Source organism: Alcanivorax sp. S6407 (assembly GCF_023016115.1).
GTDB lineage: Bacteria > Pseudomonadota > Gammaproteobacteria > Pseudomonadales > Alcanivoracaceae > Alcanivorax.
Window position 1 is genome coordinate 318,022 of record NZ_JALKBH010000004.1, and the last position, 24,160, is coordinate 342,181.

The window sequence follows — 24,160 nt, forward strand, 5'->3', positions numbered from 1 at the left end:
TCAAGTAACAAACCGTAAAATCGGGAACCGGCTCAACATCAGGCCAGATATTGATCAATGATGGCAAAGATCTTCTCGCGGAAATCGGAATGCTCATTGGCCAGCTGATGTCTGGCCCCGGGCAGCATATGAATACGCGGCTCATTGAACTTGCTTCGGATCACATTGAGGTTATAGCGCCAGTCCACCGTCTCATCCAGATCCCCCTGAATCACGATGGGAGAAACATGAATGTGCGAGGCCTTCTCGAATCCCGGCAACCATTTCTTCAGGGCACCGACCCAGATGGCCGACACCCGGCGCGACTGCAGCGGATCCTTGTTCTCCAGAAAATCGAGAAAATCCGGATCATTGGAGTTGATCGAAAATACCCGCTTGATGCTGTTGGCAAAAGGGCTGATGAACGTGTGTAACCAGCGCCCGGTCCCCCACTTGAAGGGCCTGACCAGCGGCGCCAGCAGGATCACGTTCTCGAAGGGGTTGTCTTCTCCCTCACCGCGGCTGGTCAGATAATCCATCACGATGGCGCCACCGGTACTTTGCGCAATCACATTCCAGGGATGCGGGAAGTGATTGCCCGCCAACGACAGGCATTGCTCCAGCACACTGCGGTAGGTGAGAAAATCCTCAATCACCGCCTGGGGACCAGAGCTCAAACCATGGCCCGGCAGATCATAGGCCAGCACCGCATAACCCAGCTCCAGCACGTGCCCAATCACATGCCGGTACAGCCCCACGTGGTCGAAATAGCCATGACAGACCAGTACCGTGCCGCGGGGATTTTCCGGTCGCCAGGCGTGCACGGAGATCTGGTGGCCTGCCGCCTCGAAGTAGCCAAAGCCATGCTGCAGGCTCGGCAGGCGCTCCGCAAAATTCAGCCCGTAATAGGCGATGTACTTCTGGCTGGATTCGTCCAGCGGGTCAAACGCTTCCCAGTTCAGCGGTTTCCAGTGCTGCTGGATATGCTCTCGATCAAAAGGGTTGTCCATAGTCAGGCGGGGAGCCTCCACGGTTTACTCACGGCACATCCTGATAATACGGCGCCAGCCGCATCCCTGAAAGGACACGGAACGCTCCCCGCTTCCCGGTCCTGCCAATCCGCCATCAGAATCACAGAGCGACGCCATGCAATTTACCCGTCAGACACTGGACGCCCTGCCCGGTCGCATCCGGGTCAACCTGATCAACAGCCTGTCCGGTTTCAAGAGTGCCAACCTGGTCGGCACACGCAGCAGCACAGGACAGGAGAACCTGTGCATTGTCAGTTCCTGCTTCCATCTGGGAGCGGATCCGGCCCTGATGGGCATGATCATCCGACCCCATTCCGTGGATCGCCACACCCTGGAATACCTGCAGGAAACCGGCTGCTACACCATCAATCATGTCCATGAAGGGATCATTGCCGCCGCACACCAGACCTCGGCCCGTTATTCCCGGGAGATATCAGAGTTTGAGGCCACCGGGCTGAGCGCAGAATACCACCATGACTTCCCGGCCCCCTTTGTTCAGGAGGCTCGCATCAAGCTGGGCATGAAGGTGGCTGAGATTCAGGATCTGGCGGTGAACGGCACGGTAATGGTGATCGGCACCATTGAACATGTGCTGCTGCCTGCCGGAGTGATGGCAGAGGATGGCTATGTGGATGTGGAACAGGCGGGCACGGTCACCCTTTCCGGGCTGGACAGTTACCATGTGACCCGTCGACTGGGTCGCTGGCGCTACGCCAAGCCTGACCTTCCCCCTGCAAAGATCAGTGACTGAACAGGGGCTCCGGCATGGGTTGCTGCAGAGCCAGCAGCCCCCACCAAGCGGTAAGCGCCAGGATCGGCAACGACAGCACCAGCCCCCACAGCACCAGCTTGTTGGCCCAGGGGTTGAGCTCCCGGTGACTGAGCGCAAAACACTGTGATGCCGGCACCGGCAACAGCAGGATGGCGAATCCCCATACCCACAGCTTCTGGCCGAAGGCGGTGATCATCAGGGTCAGCCAGCCCATCCACATCAGCCCGATGCCCACCGCAGACAGCATGGCCAGTGGCAATGCGACCCATTGGTGCTGGGTGTAGAACTCGAGGAAGGCGTTTAGCATCAGGAATTCCCGGGCAGTAAGGAGACTTGCTGGCATTGTCCGCACTGATCGGTGCGGGTCAATACGCGATTGCCCTTCCCTTGCCGTATATCAAGGGATCACACGACAGCAGGAAACTTTCCCGGCTAATCTCACTCAAAGCGTTATCGCTTTTTCATTCATCCTCACGAAAGGACTCGCTATGAAAGCCCTGTTTTCCTCTGCGCTACTGGCCGGCAGCCTGCTACTGACTGCCTGCAACACGCCCACCGGCAACGGAGACGCCGCCATGCCCAGCTTTGAACAGCTCAGCGGTGAGCCCTGGCAAGTCGCCACCCTGAACAGCAAACCGGTGGGCAACGCCACCGTGACGATGGTGTTCCCGGAAGCCGGCAAACTGGCCGGCAAGGCCGCCTGCAACAACTACATGGCCAGCTACAGCGATGATGGCGAGCAGTTCACCATCCAGACCGGCGCCCTCACCCGCAAGGCCTGCATGGCCCCGCTGATGGAACTGGAAAAGCAGTTCATGGATGCGCTGAAGGGGGTCGACACCGCAGTGCTGAATGATCTGGGTGAGCTGGTGCTGAGCGGTGAAGGTGTGGAGATCAAGGCGACGAGGTAAGGGGCAGGACGCCTGATGCCTGATGCCTGATGCCTGATGCCTGATGCCTGATGCCTGATGCCTGATGCCAACGATAAAACCGCTGTGGGAGCTTGCCTGCAAGCGAACCGAGCCTCGGCGAGGTAATAGTTTCGAGTCGCGAGTAACGAGTTTCGCAAAACCAAACCCCAAACCTCGTGTCTGGCCGCGCTTTTTTGATTTTCGAAACTCGGTAATCGAAACTCGCTTCTGGAATCCTTACCTCGCCGAGGCTCGGATCGCTTGCAGGCTCGTTATTCGCTTCGCTCACCCCTTCGGGGCCGCACTACGTGCGTTACTCCGCTTCGCTACGTTCCTACAGCGGCTCCGAACCAACCTCCTCCTAGCTTTGCCTCAGCAACAAAAAAGGCCGCGCCCGATGTTCGGGCGCGGCCTTTTTCATTCCGCTGGCAACCACCTCAACCGCGTTCTTGCATGGTGCGTGAAGCGTGATGCCTGCAGCGTCTCTTACTTCACTCGCGGATCCAGATCACCGGATTCGTAACGCTGGAACATGGTCTCCAGGTTGATCGGCTTGATCTTGCTGGCGTTGCCGGCGGTACCGAAGGCTTCGTAACGGGCGATACAGATATCGCGCATGGCGGTTACGGATTCCGCCAAATATTTGCGCGGGTCGAACTCGGCGGTGTTGCCGGCCAGGAAACGACGGATGGCACCGGTGGAGGCCAGACGCAGGTCGGTGTCGATGTTGACCTTGCGGACACCGTGCTTGATGCCTTCCACGATTTCTTCCACCGGCACCCCGTAGGTTTCCGGAATCTCGCCACCGAATTCGTTGATGATGGCCAGCCATTCCTGCGGCACGGAAGAGGAACCGTGCATGACCAGGTGGGTGTCCGGAATGCGCTGGTGGATCGCCTTGATCTGATCGATGGCGAGGATGTCACCGGTGGGCGGACGGGTGAACTTGTAGGCGCCGTGGGAGGTACCGATGGCGATCGCCAGGGCATCTACCTTGGTCTTCTTCACGAAGTCCGCCGCTTCTTCCGGGTCGGTGAGCATCTGGTCGTGGGTCAGCTTGCCCGCCGCACCGATACCGTCTTCTTCACCGGCTTCACCGGTTTCCAGGGAGCCCAGACAACCCAGCTCACCTTCCACGGATACGCCACAGGCGTGGGCCATTTCCACGGTACGACGGGTCACATCCACGTTGTACTCGTAGTCGGTGGGGGTCTTGCCGTCTTCACCCAGGGAGCCATCCATCATCACCGAGGAGAAACCCAGCTGGATGGAACGCTGACACACGGAGGGGCTGGTGCCGTGATCCTGGTGCATCACCACCGGGATGTGCGGGAACTCTTCCACTGCAGCCAGAATCAGGTGACGCAGGAAGGGAGCGCCGGCATATTTACGGGCGCCGGCAGAAGCCTGCACGATCACCGGGGAATCGGTCTGGTCTGCCGCTTCCATGATGGCGCGCATCTGTTCCAGGTTGTTCACGTTGAAAGCCGGAACGCCGTAACCAAACTCGGCGGCGTGATCCAGCAGCTGACGCATGCTTACAAGTGCCATTTCAGGATTCCCCTATTCGTTTTCCGTTTGCGGTTTCTCAACCGCCTTTACTCTGTCAGAAACTGCTACACGCAACACGCTTCACGCTGGCACGCCAAAGGCATGGTGCGTGTTGCGTGATGCGTGCCGCGTCTCACTTAATCCTTTGCCCGCGCTTCCAGCATGGCCACGGCCGGGAGCACCTTGCCTTCCACGAATTCCAGGAAGGCACCACCACCGGTGGAGATGTAGCTGATCTTGTCGCTGATGCCGTACTTGTCCACGGCGGCCAGGGTGTCGCCACCGCCGGCAATGGAGAAGGCATCGGAATCGGCAATGGCTTCTGCCATTTCCCGGGTGCCTTCACCGAACTGATCGAATTCGAATACGCCCACCGGGCCGTTCCAGATGATGGTCTTGGCTTCTTTCATCAGCGCGGCAACGATATGTGCGGTCTGCGGACCGATATCGAGGATCATGTCATCCTCAGCCACCTCATCCACTTTCTTGGTGACCGCTTCTGCAGACTCGGCAAATTCCCTGGCAGTGACCACATCCACCGGAATCGGGATGTGTACCTTGGCGGCAATCTTGTTGGCCGCCTCAATCAGGTCGGCTTCGTACAGCGACTTGCCCACCGGGTGACCGGCTGCCGCCAGGAAGGTGTTGGCGATACCGCCACCCACCACCAGCTGATCCACCTTGTCGGACAGCGCTTCCAGCACTTCCAGCTTGGTAGACACCTTGGAACCACCAACGATGGCGACCAGGGGCTTCTCCGGGCTCTTCAGCGCCTTGCCCAGGGCATCCAGCTCGTTGGCCAGCAACGGGCCGGCACAGGCTACCGGCGCAAACTTGCCAACACCGTGGGTAGACGCCTGGGCACGGTGCGCAGTACCGAAAGCATCCATCACATAGATATCACACAGCGCTGCCATCTTTTGTGACAGGGCTTCATCATCTTTCTTTTCGCCCTTGTTGAAGCGAACGTTCTCGCACAGCACCACCTGACCGGCTTCCACCTCGACGCCGTCCAGCCAGTCCTTCACCAGCGGCACCTCACGGCCAAGCAGACCGCCCAGATGATCTGCCACCGGCTGCAGGGAAAACTCTTCGGCGTATTCGCCTTCGGTGGGGCGCCCGAGGTGAGACATCAGCATCACCTTGGCGCCAGCCTTGAGGGCATGCTCAATGGTCGGCAGGGAGGCACGGATACGGGCATCGCTGGTGACCTTGCCGTCTTTCACCGGCACGTTCAGGTCTTCACGGATCAGAACGCGTTTGCCTGCCAGGTCCAGGTCGGTCATGCGCTTGAAGTTCATGGTCTTGCTACCTCGCTTGGAACCATCCGGTGAGGATGATGCTGTCTTCTCGGTTTACAGTTTGTTTTACGCGTCAGACATCAGACGCTTCGGCCAAGTCAGCCACCCAGTCCAGCAGGCGGTTGGCATAGCCCCATTCGTTGTCGTACCAGGCCACCACCTGCACCATGTCGCCCTGCACCCGGGTCTGGGTCACGTCGACAATGGCGGATTCCGGACGGTGGTTGAAATCCACGCTCACCAGCGGCTCGTCATTGTAGCCAATCAGGCCGGCGGACTCTCTTGCCTGTCGGTATAACCATTCATTCAGACCACTCTCGTCCGGAGTCTGTTCCAGACGCAGGGTCAGCTCCACCATGGCCACATTCAGGGTCGGCACACGGATGGAGCTACCACTGATCTTGCCTTCCAGCTGCGGCAGCACCTGCTGGACCGCACCGATGGCACTGCTGGTGGTGGGCACGATGTTCTGCGCCCCGGCCCGGCCCCGGCGTGGATCCCGGTGGACATGGTCCAGCAGGGTCTGATCCGAGGTGTAGGCATGGATCTCTTTCATCAACACCTGCTGCACCCCGAAGCTGGCATCCAGCCGCGCCAGCAGCGGTGCAATGCAATGGGTGGTGCAGGAGCCCGCCGACATTACCCTGTGGTCGGCCGCCACCGTCTCATGGTTCACTCCGTAGACCACCACCTGATCGGCCTGGTCAAACGGCACGGCACCGATAATCACTTTCTTCGCACCGGCATCCAGATGCCGTGATGCCCCGGCATGGCTACGGAAATGCCCGGAGCATTCCAGCACCAGATCCACATCCATGTCACCCCAGGGCAACAACTCTGGTTTGGGCTGCTCCAGCAGCCGCGGCGCCTGCTGACCAATACGCAGCATGCCCTCGATCAGTTCTGCCGGCTCCGCCAGACGCCCGTGAGTGGTGTCGTAGCGGGTCAGATAGAGCAGGTCTTCCGGCCGGCCCTTGTCGTTGATCGCCACCAGACTGAAAGGTGCCTGCCAGCCCGCGCCCTCGCGCTCGGCGAGGGCACGGACAAAGGAGCGACCGATACGGCCGTAGCCGTTGATGGCAATGCGCATCAGGCTGCGCCTCGCTGAACGCCAGACGCCAGACGCACGACGCTAAAAACCTGAACCACCAACCAAACGGCACAGCCACAATAAACAGGCGCGGCCAGTCTCGTCAGGCGTCCAGCATCCGGCGTCCGGCGTCTCATTAAAGCAACGACTCCACCGCTTCCTGTACCGCTTCGGCAGTGATACCGAAGTGCTTGAACAGATCACCCGCCGGAGCAGAGGCACCGAAGCTGGTCATGCCGATCACCTTGCCGTCCAGACCGACGAAGCGGTACCAGTAGTCGGCGATGGCGGCTTCCACGGCCACCCGGGCGCGCACGGCGGAGGGCAGCACGCTCTCCTGGTAAGCCGCGTCCTGGGCGAGGAATTCTTCCACACAGGGCATGGACACCACACGGATGTTCTTGCCGCTCAGGGCCTGCGCCGCCTGCACGGCCAGCTCCACTTCGGAACCGGTGGCAATGATGATCGCGTCCGGGGTGCCTTCACCGGTCTGCAACAGGGTGTAGCCGCCCTTCTCAATCTCGGCCAGCTGCTCGCTGCCGCGCTCCATGCAGGGCAGGCCCTGACGGGAGAAGATCAGGGAAGAGGGGCCTTCCTGACGCAGGATGGCTTTCTTCCAGGACACCGCAGATTCCACCGTGTCACAGGGACGCCAGGTACGCATGTTCGGGGTCAGGCGCAGGTTGGCCATCTGCTCGATGGGCTGGTGGGTGGGGCCATCTTCACCCAGACCAATAGAGTCATGGGTATAGACCAGAATGTTGGGCTGGTGCATCAGTGCCGCCATACGCACCGCGTTACGGGCGTATTCCATGAACACCAGGAAGGTGCCGCCATAGGGACGCAGGCCGCCGTGCAGACAGAGGCCGTTCTGGACCGCAGTCATGCCGAACTCACGCACACCGTAGTGGATGTAGTTGCCGCTGGCATCGTCAGCAGTAACGGATTTGCAGCCTTTCCAGATGGTGTTGTTGGAGCCTGCCAGGTCGGCGGAACCGCCAGCCAGTTCCGGCAGCAGCGGGCCAAAGGCATCCAGGGAGTTCTGGCTGGCCTTGCGGGTGGCCACTTTCTCGCCTTTTTCCTGACACTCGCGAATATAGGCATCGGCCTTGTCGGCGAAGTCTGCCGGCAGCTCGCCGGCCATACGGCGCTGGAATTCGGCAGCCAGTTCCGGGAACGCCGCCTGATAGGCGTCGAAACGCTGCTGCCATTCGCTCTGGGCAGCGGCACCGGCGTCGCAGGCATCCCAGGCATTCTTGATGTCAGCGGGAATCTCGAACGGACCGTATTCCCAACCCAGCTGCTTGCGGGTCAGGGCAATCTCTTCATCACCCAGCGCGGCACCGTGACACTCTTCCTTGCCCTGCTTGTTGGGGCTGCCGAAACCGATGATGGTCTTGCAGCAGATCAGGGTGGGTTGGTCCGGGGTGGCCTTGGCGGTTTCGATGGCGGTACGGATTTCTTCCGGATCGTGGCCATCCACGTTGGGGATCACCTGCCAGCCATAAGCGCGGAAACGCTCCACGGTATCGTCGGTGAACCAGCCTTCTACTTCACCGTCGATGGAAATGCCGTTGTCATCATAGAAAGCCACCAGCTTGCCCAGGCCCAGCGTGCCGGCCAGGGAGCAGGCCTCGTGGGAGATGCCTTCCATCATGCAGCCATCACCCAGGAAGCAGTAGGTGTTGTGATCCACGATGGTGTGGCCGTCACGGTTGAACTGGCCTGCCAGCATTTTTTCCGCCAGCGCCATGCCCACGGCATTGGCAATACCCTGACCCAGCGGGCCAGTGGTGGTCTCGATGCCAGGGGCATCGCCGTATTCCGGGTGACCGGCAGTGGGGCTACCCAACTGACGGAAGTTCTTGATGTCCTCAATGCTGACGCCGTAACCGGACAGGTGCAGCAGGGAGTACAGCAGCATGGAGCCGTGGCCGTTGGACAGCACAAAGCGGTCACGATCGGCCCATTTGGGATCCTGGGGGTTATGTTTCAGGAAACCGCGCCACAGCACCTCGGCAATATCGGCCATCCCCATGGGGGCGCCGGGGTGACCGGAGTTGGCTTTCTGGACCGCATCCATACTCAGGGCACGGATGGCATTGGCGAGATCACGGCTGGCGGGGGCACTGGACATGCAGGGCTCCAAACTGACTGGTGGCTGAAAAGGGGCGCTATTGTCCCTCATGGAGATAAGGGCTACAAGCGCAAGCACCCTGCTGTCCTGACTTCCCGGCTTTTGCGTGATGCGTGGTGCGTGATGCATGTAGCGGGTTGAGGTAATGCCGAAACCTATATCAATTTATTTTGATTTAGGTTTTCAATGCGCTAGACTTCGCCCTTATGAATGCACAGGCCCCCACTATTGCTGCCGCTGCGGAGATCACCGATCACCTGGCCGGCTTCCTGAAGGCCGCGGGTGATCCCCTGCGGCTACAGGTATTGCAGGTGCTGGGGCAGAGCAGCTTCGGGGTGCTGGAGCTGTGCGACATCATGGCCATGAAGCAATCCGGCATGAGCCATCACCTCAAGGTGCTGGCCCAGGGCGGCCTGGTGGAAAAGCGCCGCGAGGGCAACTCCATCTTCTATCGCCGCCGCCTGCCCCAGGCCGACAGCGCCGAGGGTGCCCTTCACGGCGCGCTGCTGGACGAACTGGACGATAGCGAGCTGAATAGCGAGGTGGCAGCGCGGCTGGAGCAGGTACAAAACCAGCGTGCCGAGCAAAGCCGGGCCTTTTTTGCCCGCCATGCAGAGCACCTGGACGAACAGCAGGAACTGATCGCGGATTACGATCAGTACGCCGAACAGGCAGCAGAATTGCTGCTAAGGGCCTGCCCGAACGGCGAAAACGCACTGGAAATCGGCCCCGGTGACGGTCAGTTTCTGGCGGAGCTGGCCAGCCACTTCCAGCAAGTCGTCGGCCTGGACAACGCCGAGGCCATGTTGGCGGTGGCCCGGCAGACCGTCGCCAAACGGTCAAATGTGCAACTGATACTGGGTGACTGGCCTGCCACTGCCAACACCCTGGCCACGGTGGATGCCGTGGTACTGAATATGGTGCTGCATCACCTGCCCTCCCCCGCCAGCGCGATCCGCGCCGCGGCCCGGCAGCTGAATGAGGGCGGCACCCTGCTGATCACGGACCTGTGTCCCCACGATCAGCACTGGGCCCACGAGGCCTGTGGCGATGTCTGGCTCGGTTTCGAAGAAGCCGATCTGGTCAACTGGGCCGGCCGTGCCGGTCTGGAATTGCAGGAGACCCAGTTTCTGGCATTGCGGAACGGGTTTCAGGTGCAGGTGAGAACGTTCAGAAAGAATGGCCAGTAACAGGATTCCGGCTGCAGCACACCATTCATGCAGCGTGTTTCCAAAAAGGCTCGTCGCGAGTTGCGAGAAGCGAGTTTCGAAGTTCAAAGAACCGGCTCTCAAGGTTTTGCTTTTCGGAACTCGCTTATCGCAACTCGAAACTTAATCTTTATCCGCGTTGTGGCGTGTTGCCTGCAGCGTGTAGCGTTAACCAAGGAGCACTCCAGAAATGAGTGAATATTCCATCTTTACTTCCGAGTCCGTGTCCGAAGGTCATCCGGACAAAATGGCCGACCAGATCTCGGACGCCGTTCTGGATGCGATCATCAAGGATGATCCCCACGCCCGTGTGGCGGTGGAAACTCTGGTGAAAACCGGTATGGCTATCGTGGCCGGGGAAGTGCGCACCAGCACCTACGTGGAACTGGAAGACATCGTTCGCCAGGTGATTCTGGATATCGGCTACGACAGCTCCGACAAGGGCTTCGATGGCGCCAGCTGTGCGGTACTGAACGGCATCGGCAAACAGTCTGCCGACATCGCCATCGGCGTGGACGAAGCCGAGAACAAGGAAATGGGCGCGGGTGACCAGGGCCTGATGTTCGGGTTTGCCACCAGCGAAACCGACACCCTGATGCCGGCACCGGTGTACTACTCCCACCGTCTGGTGGAGCGCCAGGCCGAACTGCGCAAGAACGGCACCCTGCCGTGGCTCCGCCCGGATGCCAAGAGCCAGGTGACCCTGCGTTACGAAAACGGCAAGCCGGTAGCCGTGGACGCCGTGGTGCTGTCTACCCAGCATGCCCCGCAAATCGGCCTGCACGATCTGCGCGAAGCGGTAATGGAAGAAATCATCAAGCCGGTATTGCCGGAAGAGTGGCTGCACAGCGACACCCTGTACCACGTGAACCCCACCGGTATCTTTGTGATCGGCGGCCCCATGGGCGACTGTGGCCTGACTGGCCGCAAGATCATCGTGGACACCTACGGCGGCATGGCCCGTCACGGTGGCGGCGCCTTCTCCGGCAAGGATCCGTCCAAGGTGGACCGCTCTGCCGCTTACGCGGGTCGTTACGTCGCCAAGAACATCGTGGCGGCAGGCTTGGCTGAAAAATGCGAGATCCAGGTGAGCTACGCCATCGGTGTGGCCGAGCCCACTTCCATCTCCATCAATACCTTCGGTACCGGCAAGCTGAGTGACAACGAGATCGTCAATCTGGTGCGCGAGCACTTCGATCTGCGTCCGCGCGGCATCATCGAAATGCTGGATCTGCGCAAGCCGATCTACCGCCCCACTGCCAGCTACGGCCACTTTGGCCGCGAAGGCTTCAGCTGGGAGAAGACCGACAAGGCTGCCGAGCTGGCCAAGGCGCTTTAAGACCTGCCGTAGGAGCGGCGCTTGAGCCGCGAATTGCCGAGATGCTTTCGCGGCTCAAGCGCCACTCCTACAACAAAATTTTGACCCACCCCACGAGGGGCGCTGCAGCGGCATGACCGCGAGGCTCGCGGGGCGGGTTCACAAAGAACAACGGCGCCCATTCGTCAAAAACGAATGGAGAACACCATGAACGCGAAAGCGGACACCTTTACCGACTACAANGCGCCACTCCTACAACAAAATTTTGACCCACCCCACGAGGGGCGCTGCAGCGGCATGACCGCGAGGCTCGCGGGGCGGGTTCACAAAGAACAACGGCGCCCATTCGTCAAAAACGAATGGAGAACACCATGAACGCGAAAGCGGACACCTTTACCGACTACAAAGTCGCGGATATTTCCCTGGCCAACTATGGCCGTTCTGAAATTGATATCGCCGAAACCGAAATGCCGGCACTGATCGCCATCCGCGAAAAATATCGTGCCGAGCAGCCGCTGAAAGGCGCCAAAATCATCGGCTGTATCCACATGACCATCCAGACCGCCGTGCTGATCGAAACCCTGCAGGCGCTGGGCGCGGAAGTGCGCTGGTCTTCCTGCAACATCTTCTCCACCCAGGATCACGCCGCTGCCGCCATCGCCGCTGCCGGCACCCCGGTGTTTGCTTGGAAAGGTGAAACCGAAGAAGAGTACATGTGGTGTATCGAACAGACCTGCCGCGACGGTAACGGCGAACTCTGGGAAGCCAACATGATTCTGGATGACGGCGGTGACCTGACCGGCTACATCCACGACACCTACCCGCAGATGCTGGACAACATCCACGGCATCACCGAAGAAACCACCACCGGTGTGCACCGCCTGTATGAAATGCTCAAGAAAGGCACCCTGAAAGTGCCGGCGGTGAACGTGAATGACTCCGTCACCAAGAGCAAGAACGACAACAAGTATGGCTGCCGTCATTCCCTGAACGACGCCATCAAGCGCGGCACCGATCACCTGCTGTCCGGCAAGAAAGCGCTGGTCATCGGTTACGGTGATGTGGGCAAGGGCTCTGCCCAGTCCCTGCGCCAGGAAGGCATGATCGTGAAAGTCACCGAAGCGGATCCGATCTGTGCCATGCAGGCCTGCATGGACGGTTTCGAGGTAGTGAGCCAGTACAAGAACGGCATCAACGATGGCAGTGAAGCGTCCATCAACACCGAGCTGCTCGGCAACACGGATCTTCTCGTAACCACCACCGGCAACTTCAACGTCTGTGACGCCAACATGCTCAAGGCGATCAAGAAAGGCGCCGTGGTCTGCAACATCGGTCACTTCGACAACGAAGTGGATACTGCTTTCATGCGCAAGACCTGGGAGTGGGAAGAAGTGAAGCCGCAGGTTCACAAGGTATGGCGCAACAAGGCAGAAGGTGACTTCTTGCTGCTGTTGTCCGAAGGCCGTCTGGTAAACCTGGGTAACGCCACTGGCCACCCCAGCCGCATTATGGATGGCTCCTTCGCCAACCAGGTACTGGCGCAGATGTATCTGTTCGATCAGGCCTATGCCAGCCACTCCGACACCGTGAAAGAAAAGATGCTCAAGGTAGAGGTTCTGCCCAAGCACCTGGACGAAGAAGTGGCCCGCTACATGGTGGAAGGTTTCGGTGGCGTGATCACCAAGCTGACCCAGGAACAGGCTGACTACATCGGCGTTGGTGTCGACGGTCCGTTCAAACCAGAGCATTACAAATATTAAAGACGCCAGACGCCGGACGCTCGATGCCGGACGCTTTCAGGCTCGCTTTGCGAGCCTTTCGTCAAGCGTCGAGCGTCTGGCCTCAGGCGTCTCGCGAAGCGAGACATCATGAAACGAATCAGTTTTGAATTTTTCCCGCCGAAGACCGACGAGGGAAAAAGCAAGCTGCTGGCGACGCAGAAAAAATTACTGGTGAAAAATCCGGAATTTTTTTCCTGCACCTTCGGCGCCGGCGGCTCCACCCGTGACAATACCCGCGACATGGTCAACAAGCTGCGCGAGCAGCATGGCGACACCGCGCCGCACCTGAGCTGCATCGGCCAGAGCCGCGAAGAAATTCTTGAGCTGGTGAACGGCTACAGGGATGCCGGCGTCACCCGCATTGTTGCCCTGCGTGGCGACCTGCCCTCTGGCATGGGCTACGCCCAGAGCGAGATCAAGTATGCGGACCAGCTGGTGAAATTGATCCGCGAAGAAACCGGCGATCACTTTGAACTGGAAGTGGCGGCTTACCCGGAAATGCATCCGGAAGCGCGAAGCTTTGAAGACGACATCGCTCATTTCAAGCGCAAGATCGATGCCGGCGCCAACAGCGGCCTGACCCAGTATTTCTACAATGCAGATTCCTACGGCTATTACATGGATGCGCTGCAGAAGATTGGCTGCGATGCCCCGGTATACCCCGGCATCATGCCAATCCTCAACGTGGCCAACCTGATTCGCTTTTCCGGCAACTGCGGTGCCGACGTGCCGCGCTGGCTGCAGAGCAAGCTGAACGACATCAAGGATGACGATGCAGCGGTGAAATCCTTTGGCGAGGAAGTGGTCACCCGTCTGTGTGAGCGCCTGCTCGCCATGGGCGCCCCGGGCCTGCATTTCTACACCATGAACCAGGCCGGTCCGAATCTTCGCATTCTGGATAATTTGGGGCTGTAAGAGCGACGCTGCATGCTTCACGCAGCACGCAACAACGCGGGCGGGGACGATGCCACGCGGCATGGTCTCTGCCCGCGACATTCAGTTGAACGTTTAAAGTTAAAAGTTGAAAAGCCCCGCCCGCGGAATTGTTGCGTAGCGGAGTTTCGCACGCTGTGCGTCCTGAAGGGTGAGCGCAGCGAATAACTGGCATTCCGACAGCAACGCTCAGCGTTTGCGCGATACAAGAACGCCAATGCCATCCGCACGACATCGTCCCCGTTAGAGTGAGTCGAGGAACGGAAGGATCTGGCGGCGTAGAGCAAAAAACCTGTCTGAGCGGAGCGAGTCTTTTTTGCGTCCGCCAGATCCTGAGTACCGGAGTGTGCCTGCGGAGCAGGCCGAACGGAGTCGGGGCGCGGGGGAGTCCAGAGGGGTGTCGCGTTACACCCCTTTGGGCCCGTCCGGCGAGGACAAACACGTATCATGGTGCGATGAAATACAAGCAGATACCTTGTCTTCCAGGTGGGGACCACCACACCGCAGGTTCACACCTCACCGAGCGAAGCGAATAACTGGTCATACAGTCGGCACAAACGGCGCTTCTGGAATCCTTACCTCGCCTAGGCTCGGATCGCTTGCAGGCAAGCTCCTACAGCAGCTTCGTAGAAAGGCTGAAATAACCAGGAAACTATTTTGGGTTTTCCTTGCCAATCAAGCGCAGCTTGTAGCTTGTAGCTCATAGCTGATTATTCTTCCCAGCACTTTCCGTTAGCACATAACCGTATTTCCCCGCCGTCCTTCCACGTCTTAGGCTGAAAGTACATTCACCTTACTGGCCTTGCGCCAGCTACCCGTTGTGCGCAAGGCAACGATTTCCCGGCCTACCCCCGCCGGGAGGAGGTAGTCATGGCTACGCGCGCACTGACCGATTTTCTTGACAGCAACGATATCTACTATCACTGCTACAACCACGAACCCGCGGTCACCGCCGCCGAGGTGGCGCAGTCCAGTCACATTCCAGGCCGGCATATGGCCAAAACCGTGATTGTGGATGTGGATGGCACCCTTACGATGGCGGTATTGCCCGCCGATCAATACATGGATCCGGAAAAGCTGCGCCAGGCCCTCAGCGCCAACCACGTGCGACTGGCCACTGAAATGGAGTTCAAGGATCGCTTCCCGCTGTGCGAGCCTGGCGGCGAGCCCCCGTTCGGCAACTTGTACGACATGCCGGTCTACGTGGATGACACCCTGGTGGCCCAGGACTGGATTGCCTTCAATGCCGGTAACCACACCGAAGTGATCAAGATGGGCATGGGCGATTTCCTGCGTCTGAGCAACGCCAAGACCTGCTCCTTCGCCATGCTGCATTGATGTTATGCCGGATGCTGGATGCCTGAGGCCGGACGTCAAAGGCTGAACACTGCCAACCTTCTGACGCAGGAGGTTGGCAGCCGCGTCGGAGGAACGGCGAGTTTCGAGTTTCGAAGAGCAACCCCCTTGCCCGACAGAAACGGAAGAGTTGTCCTTACGGTTTTGATCTTCGCAACTCGTCACTCGCTCCTCGCGACTCGCCTCAACTTTCTGTCACCTTTCTATCGCATTTGCATGCTAAGCTGTCATAAAACAGTAAACGGAAAGAGTGAATGACTCGACGCACCAAGATTGTTGCCACCCTCGGTCCCGCTTCCACCTCCGAGACCATGCTCGACGCCCTGATCACTGCCGGCGTCAATGTATTCCGCCTCAATTTTTCCCACGGTAGCGCCGATGACCATCGCCGCACCGCCGACAAGATCCGCAGCCTTTCTGACAAGCACCAGCAGGCAGTGGCCATTCTGGCGGATCTGCAGGGCCCGAAGATTCGTATCGGCAAGTTCCGTGATGGCCCCATTGAGTTGAAGAACGGCCAGACCTTTACGCTGGATACCGAGCTGGACGATAGCGCTGGCACCCAGGAGATTGTGGGTATCAGCTACCCGCCCCTGCCGGATGACTGTGAACCCGGCGACGTGTTGCTGCTTAACGACGGCCTGCTGGAGCTGCAGGTTGAGCGCATTGAGGGCAGCAAGGTGATCTGCACCGTACTGGTGGGCGGCACCCTCTCCGATCACAAGGGCGTTAACCGCAAGGGCGGCGGCTTGAGCGCCAAGGCGCTGACCGAGAAAGACCTCAACGACATTATCACCGCTGCTGACATGGAGGTGGACTTCCTCGCCCTGTCCTTCCCCCGTGATGCGGACGACGTCAATGAAGCCCGCCGCCACTTTCAGGCTGCCGGCGGTACTGGCGGCATCGTGGCCAAGATCGAACGCGCCGAAGCGGTGGCGGATGACGACACCCTGGACCAGATCATTCTCGCCTCCGACGGCGTCATGGTGGCACGTGGCGATCTGGCCGTGGAAATCGGCGATGCCGAACTGGTAGGGGTACAGAAGCACATTATCCGCCGGGCCCGGGCACTGAATCGCTTCGTGATCACCGCCACCCAGATGATGGAATCCATGATCCACAGCCCACAGCCCACCCGCGCAGAAGTGTCCGACGTGGCCAACGCGGTACTGGATGGCACTGACGCGGTGATGCTCTCTGCAGAAACCGCAGTGGGGGATTACCCGAAAGAAACCGTTCAGGCCATGGATCGCATTATTCTTGGCGCCGAGCGCACCTGGCAGGAACGACGTACCGATCGACCGATCAACGACAAGGCCGACAACATTGACGAAGTGATCGCCATGGCCGCCATGCAGGCTGCCAACCGCCTGAGCAATGTGACCGCCATCATCGCCATGACCGAAACCGGTAATACTCCGCGCCTGATGTCCAGGATGCGCTCCGGCATGCCGATCTTTGCCTTCACCCCGACCCCGGCCGCCCAGCGGCGCGTTGCCATCCTCCGTGGCGTGCAAGCGGTCTCCTTCGACAGCACGGCCCTGCCCAGCGAAAGCGTCAACCACCAGGCAGTGGCAATTCTGGAGAAGATGGGGCAGGTGAAAGCCGGTGACCGGGTACTGATCACCAAAGGCAACTATGCCGACGCCCACGGTGGCACCAACACCCTTAAAATTGTCGAGGTGGGTGGAAAGATTCAGTAGGCGGCAGTGTGCATGCCCAACGCGATTTGAAAGTCGTGGTTTGATTTTCTACCCACATCGCAATTCCAGCCAGCCAGACGCCTGACGCCGGATGCCTGACGATAACCACTTCGTGGTTTTCAGCGTCGGGCATCAGGCATCTGGCCTCCAGCGTCCAATTAACATTCTTACACCATACCCATACGCAAAAAGACGCCACTTACAGTACGCCCGTTCTAGACTCGAGTGAATAAAATCCCCTCACTCGTTTACAGGGCCCATAACAATGAGAATTGGTCTGGTAGTGGATTCGGGCTGCGATCTGCCCAAGGACTTCATTGACGCCAATAACATCCTGGTCATGCCGGTACCCATTCGCATCGGCAAGGACATTTATGTAGACGATCGTGATCCACAACGGGCCAGGGAGTTTTACTCACGCCACGAAGTCGACAAGAACCATGACGCAGAAACTGCGCCTCCCAGCGTGGAACAGATTCGTACATTGTTTCTTGAAAAAGCCGCCAGCACATTTGATTTCGCGCTGGTACAAACGGTACCCAAAAGCCGCAGTCCGATTTTCGATAATGCCTCCGAAGCTGCCCACAGCATTCTGTCGGATTACAAGAAATACCGTGAAGCCGCAGGACGGGAAGGCCCTTTCCGCATTCGCGTCAGCGACAGCCAGACCCTGTTTGCCGGTCAGGGCGTATTGGCGGCTGAAACCGTCCGCCTGATCAACAGCGGCATGAAAGTGGGCGATGTGCGCCAGCGCATCAATGACCTGACACCCCGGACCACCGGCTATGCGGTAGTTCCGGACCTCTACTACGTTCACAAACGCGCCCGCAAGAAAGGCGACAAGAGTGTAGGGTTTGTCGGCGCCTTGATGGGTTCAGCCCTGGACATCAAACCGATTCTTTGCGCACGCCAGGACCAGACGTTTCCTGTAGCCAAGGTCAGAGGTTTTGATCAGGCAGTGGAAAAGATGTTCCGCCACGCCTGCTCCTGTATCGAGAAAGGACTATTGGCGCCAATCGTCTGCGTCAGTTATGCCGGCGATACCGATGCGGTCTATCAGATGCCTGGCTTTGAATCGTTCAAACTGTGCGCCGAGAAACACGATATCGAGCTATTGGTGAGCCACATGGGGCTCACCGGTGGCGTAAATATCGGACCAGGCGCAATCAGCGTAGGACTGATCACCGATCAGGAAACGCTCTCCTGATCCATGAAAGGCTCATCGTAGAATGACAACAGTTGCGGACCAGGATTGGTTTTCAGCCTGTTGCGTGGTGATGCGTGTTGCGGCCGCAGAGCGGCCCCCAAAAGGCCCGGCATATCGCCGGGCCAGAACTGGATCAGAAGCTTTGACGAAGCCCAAGGAACCAGTTTGCGCTATCGATTTCGACCTCTGAATCACTGCCTTCAACCGAAAAGTCTGACATCTGACTCTGATATCCCAGGGTGATGGCCGACCCATTATCAAACGGCGACACCCCCAGTTCGACACCGATAACTTCTGGCTTGAGACGATAACCGGTGGTGCCCAGGTTCATCGTGGTGTGCGCCCGATGGTAATACAACTCGGCATCAACAATGGCCAGCCCACCCCGGACGCCAAGCCGGTACCCGGTACCCTCCATACGCAGCCCGGTTTCCATGAATGTCATCTGGTCATGACTAATCTGGCCATAGACGCTGGCCGCCACATCACCTTCCAGTATGGGCAGATAGGCACCCATACCCACTGACAGGCGATTATCCAGAATCATGTTGTCAGTCTCACCGGCATCGGAGAGGTCGTAACCGACATCCACGTTTTCTGCCGCCAGGAAAACATGCTTCCACGGTGACACCCGGCCTTTCATCAGCCAGCCTGCTTCGCTGTCATAATCATCACTACTGTTAGAGACATCCAGAGTCACGTCACCGCTGACCAGATATCCGAAGGCGATCTGGTTATAGCTCAACGTCGGTATCTCCCGATCCTGCCCCTGGCTCGCGGCATTACCATCAAACAGATACCGCAACCCCAACTGGGTTACCATCAGGTCACCAGTTTCAGATTCGCCCTCCGCCTCCAGTTCCTGTTCACCCCAGTAACGGCCCAGACTGATCGCCACCCGATCATTCATTCGATAGAACACATCAACGCCCCAGGCCTTGGGGTTCAGATCCAGGCTGTCATTGCTATCAATATCCAGATCGGTACTGGCACTGCGATACCACAGCTCCGTCTCCCAACGATCATTTATCGTCGTTCTTGCACCAAGCGCATAGCCAAAGCCATTACCGCTCAGACCATAGAACCCGACGCGATCCATACTCAATTCAGCCCACAAGTCGGTGGTAATTCCCTGCACTGTCACCGGGTAATGGCCACCAACCCCAAAATGACTCCAGTCCTGAGCCTGCACATCCACATATTCGCCAGGGTTGATCGCCAGGCGACCGGTCAGATTGTCGACTCCGGCGCGGACAAAAGCGTATTCCCCCAGCGCCGCCGCGCCTTCCAGGCCAAAGCCTTCCAGATACACCCGCTCGCCGGAGGCAACCCAGGGCATCTTGCCATCCACCACATAGCTCAATTCGGCATAATTCCAGCTGGGAGCGCCAGCCAGACCCAGACTTGCCCAACCCAAAGAAGCGGCGGCAACCGCAAGCTGCAACGGTGTTTTGCTGAATGACATCATCATCTTCTCCTTGTTGATATATCCCGGCCTCGTCATGAAGCCGTTATCGATGTCTTACTGTCGTTCCTGATTCGTAAACGGTTCAAACGCATTTCCATGCGACCGTGATTTTTTACATTTCTGGAATGATCAACAAGCCAGCTGGCCCGAAACCGTGATGCAGCCCCGGTTTATCCGGGACAAAATAGCCGGCTTTCTGGAGCGCCCCCCGGATCGGTCTTTTCGGCAATTCCATACTCCCGCAGTGCTGGCATAGTAACCCCCCTGTGCCCGCGCGATGAGTACGACTCGACGCGTCGCCCCCGAACAGAGGAGGAACCATGTCTGATTCCATCAGTACCCTGAAAGCCAAAGGCCTGCCCGCTGATGCGCTGGCCTTTATTGAGTCTCTGCCCGCCGATCAAGGCTCACAACTTGCCGATGCCGTACTGGCGGCAGTGGCCACCAAAGACACCCGCGTGGAAAAAGCCATGAACAATGCGCTGAACGTGGTACCGGGGCCGTTCCGCCGCCCGGTCAAAAAGATGCTGTTCGGTTGATACCGGCAAGGTTACGGAACAAGTAACGGGAAAAAGTCACATGCATATCGAAACACAAGCCGAACTGCTCAAGCTCAGCCGCCTGCTGGAGAGTGAAGAAAACACCCTGGATTTCCTGGATGGTCAGGATCTGGGACAGGTTGCCGCGTTCCGTAATACGGTATCGGCGTTTTTCTATGCCCAGCACCAGGACAGCTACCAGCGTCTGGCCGGCATCAGCAAGCTGGTACCCACTGGCGCCAGCGCCAAACTGGCCACCTCGGTGCTAGGTTCCGTACTGGCTGCGGGCATCGCTTCGGAACTGCCGGCCGATCGCGCCATCAAGCTGGCTGACAAACTGCCGGACGACTTTCTGGCCAAACTCTGCATTCATCTGGAGCCGTCCCAGTCACGTGACCTGCTGGCAGCCATGCCCGACAAGATTGTTGCGCGAGTAGCCCAGACCCTGCTGGCCATGGATGAGCACATCACCCTGGCCCGCTTTGTCGCCGTGATCAAACCTTCCGCTCTGGCCGCCATCACTGCCACCGTGGACAGCGGCGAAGCCATGGTGAAGATCGCCCTGTACCTGGAAGACAAGAGCAAGCTGAACACCCTGCTGGAACTGCTCAGCGAAGACCAGCAGCGCGCCACGGTAAAAGCCGCTACCGAACACGAACTGTGGCCGGCGGTACTGTCCCTGAATGGACATGTGAATACGGATCTGCGCGGGCAACTCGGCAACATGGTGGCGGACCAGGGCGAAGCTGTTCTCAGCCACTTGATCGAGGTCGCCAGCGAGCAACGCCTGTGGACCAATCTGCTGCAGGCAGTGAACGCCATGGACAATGCCCACCAGCAGAACATCGTCAATCTGGAAACCTTGCGCCAGGCCACCGTGGTGGAAAGCCTGATCAGCACTGTGGCAGAAGAAGGCAGCTGGGATGAATTGCTCGACCTGCTGCCGCTGATGGATCAGGCGCACCTTACTCCGGCACTGGAAGTGCTCACCGGCGCCCAGGCAGCATCACTGGCCCAGGCATTGGAGAAGGCCCACGACAGCAAATTGCTGGGGCTGTTTGGTCACTTGCCGGACAGCGCCGTCGCAGGAATGGCAGAGGCGATCAAGACCAATGCCGCCAGCCAGTGGCAAGCGTTCGCCGGACGTAATGGTGACGCCCATGAAATCGAGGCGTTGAAGGCGGCGATAGGCTGAACTTCCAGTCACGCCCAGTAAGCCGAACTCCGCTGTGTCGCTCTAATGAAGAGTGGCAAGGGGAGTTTGGCTGAGTTTCGAGTTTCGAGTTTCGAGTTTCGAGTTTCGAGTTTCGAGTTTCGAGTTTCGAGGAGCGAAACCCAACCCTGTTAACAGGGAAGGGTTTATTCGCTTTTGATTTTCGCAACTCGAAACTCGTACCTCGCGACGCTTACCTCGTTACCCTGTTCTATCCATCAAACCTATACCGGTCTCCATTCCGGATACTGGGGAAGATCATCGTCGATCGGCCACCAGTTACACGCCGATGCCACGAAAAAGTGAAACGCCGGCCGGGTCTTCAAGGGCTCGTTCAGCAACCCTGCACGAATACGCACTACCCCGGGCAAGGTGTCCAGGCAGCTGTACACCGGTGAGCCACACTCACTGCAAAACACCCGCTGCTTACCCGGCGAGGATTCAAAGGCTTTCAGCAAGGCCTCACCTTTCACCCAGTGCAGCTTCTCGGTCTTCACCGGGATATTGGTGACCAGCGCGGTACCCTGCGCTTTGCGGCACTGCTGGCAATGACACACCTGAATCGGTTCCAGCTCGCCGGCAATCTCAAACGCGATACCGCCGCAAAGACAACTTCCTGTGTACATACCTTCTCCTTGTCAGAACTCATATACCAAGGCCTGACAGGATAAAAAATGTGGGAACCGGAGTGCAACGGAGGTAACAGCCGAAGGGTGGTCCGCAGGGTGAGCGCAGCGAATAACTTGCCTGCAAGCGATCCGAGCGTTAGCGAGGCACCATTAACCGTTTCTGGAATCCTTACCTCGCTCAGGCTCGGATCGCTTGCAGGCAAGCTCCTACAGCGGCTTCGTAGAAATACAGAAGCCCGAGAACTTTTCGGGGCTTCTCTATCGCATCAAGCGTAGCTTTTAGCTCGTAGCTCGTAGCTCGTAGCTCGTAGCTCGTAGCTCGTAGCTCGTAGCTATATTATCCCGCCCCCAGAATCTTCGACCAACAAGTTGGCCCTCCCAAGGGTAGTCCGAGTTTTTACTTCGGCCAGTAACGATCCTTGAGCAAGCGCTTGTAGAGTTTACCGGTGGGGTGGCGGGGTAGCTCGGCTTCGAAATCGATGCTGCGCGGGCATTTTATGGAAGACAGCTTGCTGCGACAGTAGGTGATCAGTTCCTCGGCCAGGGCCGGGCCGGCCTCACTCATGTCAGCCGGCTGCACCACCGCTTTCACTTCTTCACCAAACTCGTCATTGGGGACCCCGAACACTGCCACGTCGGCCACCTTCGGATGGGTGACCAGGGTATCTTCCGCTTCCTGCGGATAGATATTCACCCCGCCAGAAATGATCATGTAAGCCTTGCGATCGGTGAGGTAAAGGTAGCCCTCCTCATCCTCGTACCCCACATCACCCAGGGTGGTCCAGCCCTGCTGGTTGGTGGCCTTGCGGGTCTTCTCCGGATCGTTGTGGTATTCGAACGGCAAACCATTGGCAAAGTAGATAGTGCCGGTTTCCCCCACCGGGGCCAGCTCACCGGTTTCATCATCGACAATGCGCACCTCGCCGAGAATGGCCTTGCCGACGGAGCCCTTGTGGGTCAGCCATTCCGGCGAACTGATGGTGGTAAACCCCATGCCTTCCGTACCGGCATAGTATTCATGAATGATCGGCCCCCACCATTCGATCATTTGTTCCTTCACCGGAATCGGACAAGGGGCGGCCGCATGGATCACTCCACGCAAACTGGAGACGTCGTACTTTTCCCGTGTTGCCGCCGGCAGCTTGAGCATGCGAATGAACATGGTCGGCACCAGCTGGCTGTGAGTAATCCGGTACTGCTCCACCAGTTGCAGGTAACGCTCCTCATCAAATTTTTCCATCACGATGCAGGTGCTGCCGGTACGCAGGAAGGTCATGTTGTAGCGCAGCGGAGCGGCGTGATAGAGCGGTGCCGGGGAGAGATAGCGCATCTCTTCATCGGGGGTCATGTACATGGCGCTGATCAGATTGAACAGCGGGCTGGGAGTACCCAAAGGATCGCAGCTCAGTTCCGGCTTGATGCCCTTGGGCTTGCCGGTGGTGCCGGACGAATAGAGCATGTCTGCCCCTTCGCATTCATCGGCGATGGGGGTCACCGGCAGCCCCGCCATGGCGTCCTCCAGTGACTGAAAATCGCCGTCCTTTTCAGCACAGACAAACAGATGCTGGCAAGCCGGAATGTGGCCTTCCAGCTGCCGGGCGTTACCCAGCTGGGCCGGGCTGGTAATCAACAACTTCGCGGAACAGTCATTGACGATGTAGGCGATTTCCTCCGCCTGCAGCCGGTGACTGATGGCGGTGTAGTAAAGGCCGCTCCGCTGTGCTGCCCAGGCGATGGTCAGAAACGCCGGATGGTTTCCATCAACAGGGCAATATGATCCCCGGTTTCCAGCCCCAGCTTGCGGAACAGATGGGCCATCTGGTTGGAACGCTCCTCCAGCTCCCGGAAGGTCACCGTTTCGCCGGAATCCGCCATGATATAAGCGGGCTTGTCAGGGGTTATCGCAGCAATCTGTCCTGGGTACATGGGCGCTCCGGTTTCTTGTTTTGGAATCACCCGAATGTAGCAGCTTCATCGCCAGGCGCTTATGTCAGATAACGTCTCCAGGGGAACACAATCAGACAATCACAGAG

The 24,160-nt window shown here is 58.6% G+C and carries 21 protein-coding genes and 2 riboswitches; of the genes, 11 read left to right on the top strand and 10 right to left on the bottom strand.

From position 1 onward, the window contains the following. Window positions 1–38 precede the first annotated feature (38 nt). On the bottom strand, window positions 39–1,010 hold the full coding sequence (locus MWU49_RS11160) for an alpha/beta hydrolase (protein WP_246972128.1): 972 nt from the start codon (window positions 1,008–1,010) through the stop codon (window positions 39–41). A 115-nt stretch (window positions 1,011–1,125) separates the two neighbouring features. Between MWU49_RS11160 and MWU49_RS11165 the strand changes: the two genes are divergently transcribed. After that, window positions 1,126–1,761: a flavin reductase gene (locus MWU49_RS11165; protein ID WP_246972145.1), complete on the top strand. Its 636-nt coding sequence runs from the start codon at window positions 1,126–1,128 to the stop codon at window positions 1,759–1,761. On the opposite strand, the gene MWU49_RS11170 is transcribed toward MWU49_RS11165, so the two are convergent. Beyond that, window positions 1,751–2,089 carry a hypothetical protein gene (locus MWU49_RS11170; RefSeq protein WP_246972147.1) on the bottom strand — a complete coding sequence of 113 codons (339 nt, stop codon included), beginning with the start codon at window positions 2,087–2,089 and terminating at the stop codon, window positions 1,751–1,753. The two genes, MWU49_RS11165 and MWU49_RS11170, sit on opposite strands and share 11 nt — an antisense overlap. 181 nt (window positions 2,090–2,270) lie before the next feature. Between MWU49_RS11170 and MWU49_RS11175 the strand changes: the two genes are divergently transcribed. Next, window positions 2,271–2,693: an META domain-containing protein gene (locus MWU49_RS11175; protein WP_246972149.1), complete on the top strand. Its 423-nt coding sequence runs from the start codon at window positions 2,271–2,273 to the stop codon at window positions 2,691–2,693. 486 nt (window positions 2,694–3,179) lie between these two features. Here MWU49_RS11175 and fba read toward each other — a convergent pair whose 3' ends face one another. The 4 genes from fba to tkt all read right to left on the bottom strand — a co-directional run bounded on the left by fba (window position 3,180) and on the right by tkt (window position 8,772). After that, window positions 3,180–4,244, bottom strand: coding sequence for a class II fructose-bisphosphate aldolase (gene fba / locus MWU49_RS11180; protein WP_246972151.1), 1,065 nt, complete (start codon window positions 4,242–4,244; stop codon window positions 3,180–3,182). A 137-nt stretch (window positions 4,245–4,381) separates the two neighbouring features. Continuing rightward, on the bottom strand, window positions 4,382–5,545 hold the full coding sequence (locus MWU49_RS11185) for a phosphoglycerate kinase (RefSeq protein WP_246972153.1): 1,164 nt from the start codon (window positions 5,543–5,545) through the stop codon (window positions 4,382–4,384). A 73-nt stretch (window positions 5,546–5,618) separates the two neighbouring features. Further along, window positions 5,619–6,635 carry a glyceraldehyde 3-phosphate dehydrogenase NAD-binding domain-containing protein gene (locus MWU49_RS11190; RefSeq protein ID WP_246972155.1) on the bottom strand — a complete coding sequence of 339 codons (1,017 nt, stop codon included), beginning with the start codon at window positions 6,633–6,635 and terminating at the stop codon, window positions 5,619–5,621. 136 nt (window positions 6,636–6,771) lie between these two features. Further along, window positions 6,772–8,772 (bottom strand): transketolase, encoded by a 2,001-nt coding sequence (tkt, locus tag MWU49_RS11195; protein WP_246972157.1) that lies wholly within the window; start codon window positions 8,770–8,772, stop codon window positions 6,772–6,774. Window positions 8,773–8,978: 206 nt separating this feature from the next. Here tkt and MWU49_RS11200 point away from each other — a divergent pair, with 206 nt between their 5' ends. The 7 genes from MWU49_RS11200 (at window position 8,979) to MWU49_RS11230 (ending at window position 18,278) form a co-directional block, all read left to right on the top strand. Then, window positions 8,979–9,962: a metalloregulator ArsR/SmtB family transcription factor gene (locus MWU49_RS11200; protein WP_246972160.1), complete on the top strand. Its 984-nt coding sequence runs from the start codon at window positions 8,979–8,981 to the stop codon at window positions 9,960–9,962. A 208-nt stretch (window positions 9,963–10,170) separates the two neighbouring features. Continuing rightward, window positions 10,171–11,319 (top strand): methionine adenosyltransferase, encoded by a 1,149-nt coding sequence (gene metK, locus MWU49_RS11205; protein WP_246972162.1) that lies wholly within the window; start codon window positions 10,171–10,173, stop codon window positions 11,317–11,319. 88 nt (window positions 11,320–11,407) lie between these two features. Next, a riboswitch (S-adenosyl-L-homocysteine riboswitch) is annotated at window positions 11,408–11,485 on the top strand. An 86-nt stretch (window positions 11,486–11,571) separates the two neighbouring features. Continuing rightward, a riboswitch (S-adenosyl-L-homocysteine riboswitch) is annotated at window positions 11,572–11,649 on the top strand. Window positions 11,650–11,669: 20 nt separating this feature from the next. Beyond that, on the top strand, window positions 11,670–13,058 hold the full coding sequence (gene ahcY / locus MWU49_RS11210) for an adenosylhomocysteinase (RefSeq protein ID WP_246972164.1): 1,389 nt from the start codon (window positions 11,670–11,672) through the stop codon (window positions 13,056–13,058). Window positions 13,059–13,166: 108 nt separating this feature from the next. Continuing rightward, window positions 13,167–13,994 (top strand): methylenetetrahydrofolate reductase [NAD(P)H], encoded by an 828-nt coding sequence (metF, locus tag MWU49_RS11215; protein ID WP_246972166.1) that lies wholly within the window; start codon window positions 13,167–13,169, stop codon window positions 13,992–13,994. An 888-nt stretch (window positions 13,995–14,882) separates the two neighbouring features. Then, a complete protein-coding gene (locus MWU49_RS11220) occupies window positions 14,883–15,350 on the top strand; it encodes a YbaK/EbsC family protein (RefSeq protein WP_246972168.1) in 468 nt (155 codons plus the stop codon). A gap of 272 nt (window positions 15,351–15,622) precedes the next feature. After that, window positions 15,623–17,071, top strand: a complete 1,449-nt coding sequence (gene pyk, locus MWU49_RS11225) for a pyruvate kinase (protein ID WP_246972170.1) — start codon at window positions 15,623–15,625, stop codon at window positions 17,069–17,071. 265 nt (window positions 17,072–17,336) lie between these two features. Further along, window positions 17,337–18,278 carry a DegV family protein gene (locus tag MWU49_RS11230; RefSeq protein WP_246972172.1) on the top strand — a complete coding sequence of 314 codons (942 nt, stop codon included), beginning with the start codon at window positions 17,337–17,339 and terminating at the stop codon, window positions 18,276–18,278. 133 nt (window positions 18,279–18,411) lie between these two features. Here MWU49_RS11230 and MWU49_RS11235 read toward each other — a convergent pair whose 3' ends face one another. Then, window positions 18,412–19,743: a hypothetical protein gene (locus MWU49_RS11235; RefSeq protein ID WP_246972175.1), complete on the bottom strand. Its 1,332-nt coding sequence runs from the start codon at window positions 19,741–19,743 to the stop codon at window positions 18,412–18,414. A gap of 323 nt (window positions 19,744–20,066) precedes the next feature. Here MWU49_RS11235 and MWU49_RS11240 point away from each other — a divergent pair, with 323 nt between their 5' ends. Then, on the top strand, window positions 20,067–20,285 hold the full coding sequence (locus MWU49_RS11240; protein WP_246972177.1) for a hypothetical protein: 219 nt from the start codon (window positions 20,067–20,069) through the stop codon (window positions 20,283–20,285). A gap of 40 nt (window positions 20,286–20,325) precedes the next feature. After that, complete coding sequence (locus MWU49_RS11245) at window positions 20,326–21,480, top strand: hypothetical protein (RefSeq protein ID WP_246972179.1); 1,155 nt, start codon at window positions 20,326–20,328, stop codon at window positions 21,478–21,480. Between the two features lie 242 nt (window positions 21,481–21,722). Here the strand turns inward: MWU49_RS11245 and MWU49_RS11250 are convergent, their stop codons facing one another. From MWU49_RS11250 to MWU49_RS11260, 3 genes are all read right to left on the bottom strand, one after another. Beyond that, window positions 21,723–22,124 carry a GFA family protein gene (locus tag MWU49_RS11250; protein ID WP_246972181.1) on the bottom strand — a complete coding sequence of 134 codons (402 nt, stop codon included), beginning with the start codon at window positions 22,122–22,124 and terminating at the stop codon, window positions 21,723–21,725. 400 nt (window positions 22,125–22,524) lie between these two features. Further along, complete coding sequence (locus MWU49_RS11255) at window positions 22,525–23,868, bottom strand: acyl-CoA synthetase (RefSeq protein ID WP_281502302.1); 1,344 nt, start codon at window positions 23,866–23,868, stop codon at window positions 22,525–22,527. Then, window positions 23,865–24,053, bottom strand: coding sequence for an AMP-binding protein (locus MWU49_RS11260; RefSeq protein WP_246972183.1), 189 nt, complete (start codon window positions 24,051–24,053; stop codon window positions 23,865–23,867). Before MWU49_RS11260 ends, MWU49_RS11255 begins: the two co-directional genes overlap by 4 nt. Window positions 24,054–24,160 lie beyond the last annotated feature (107 nt).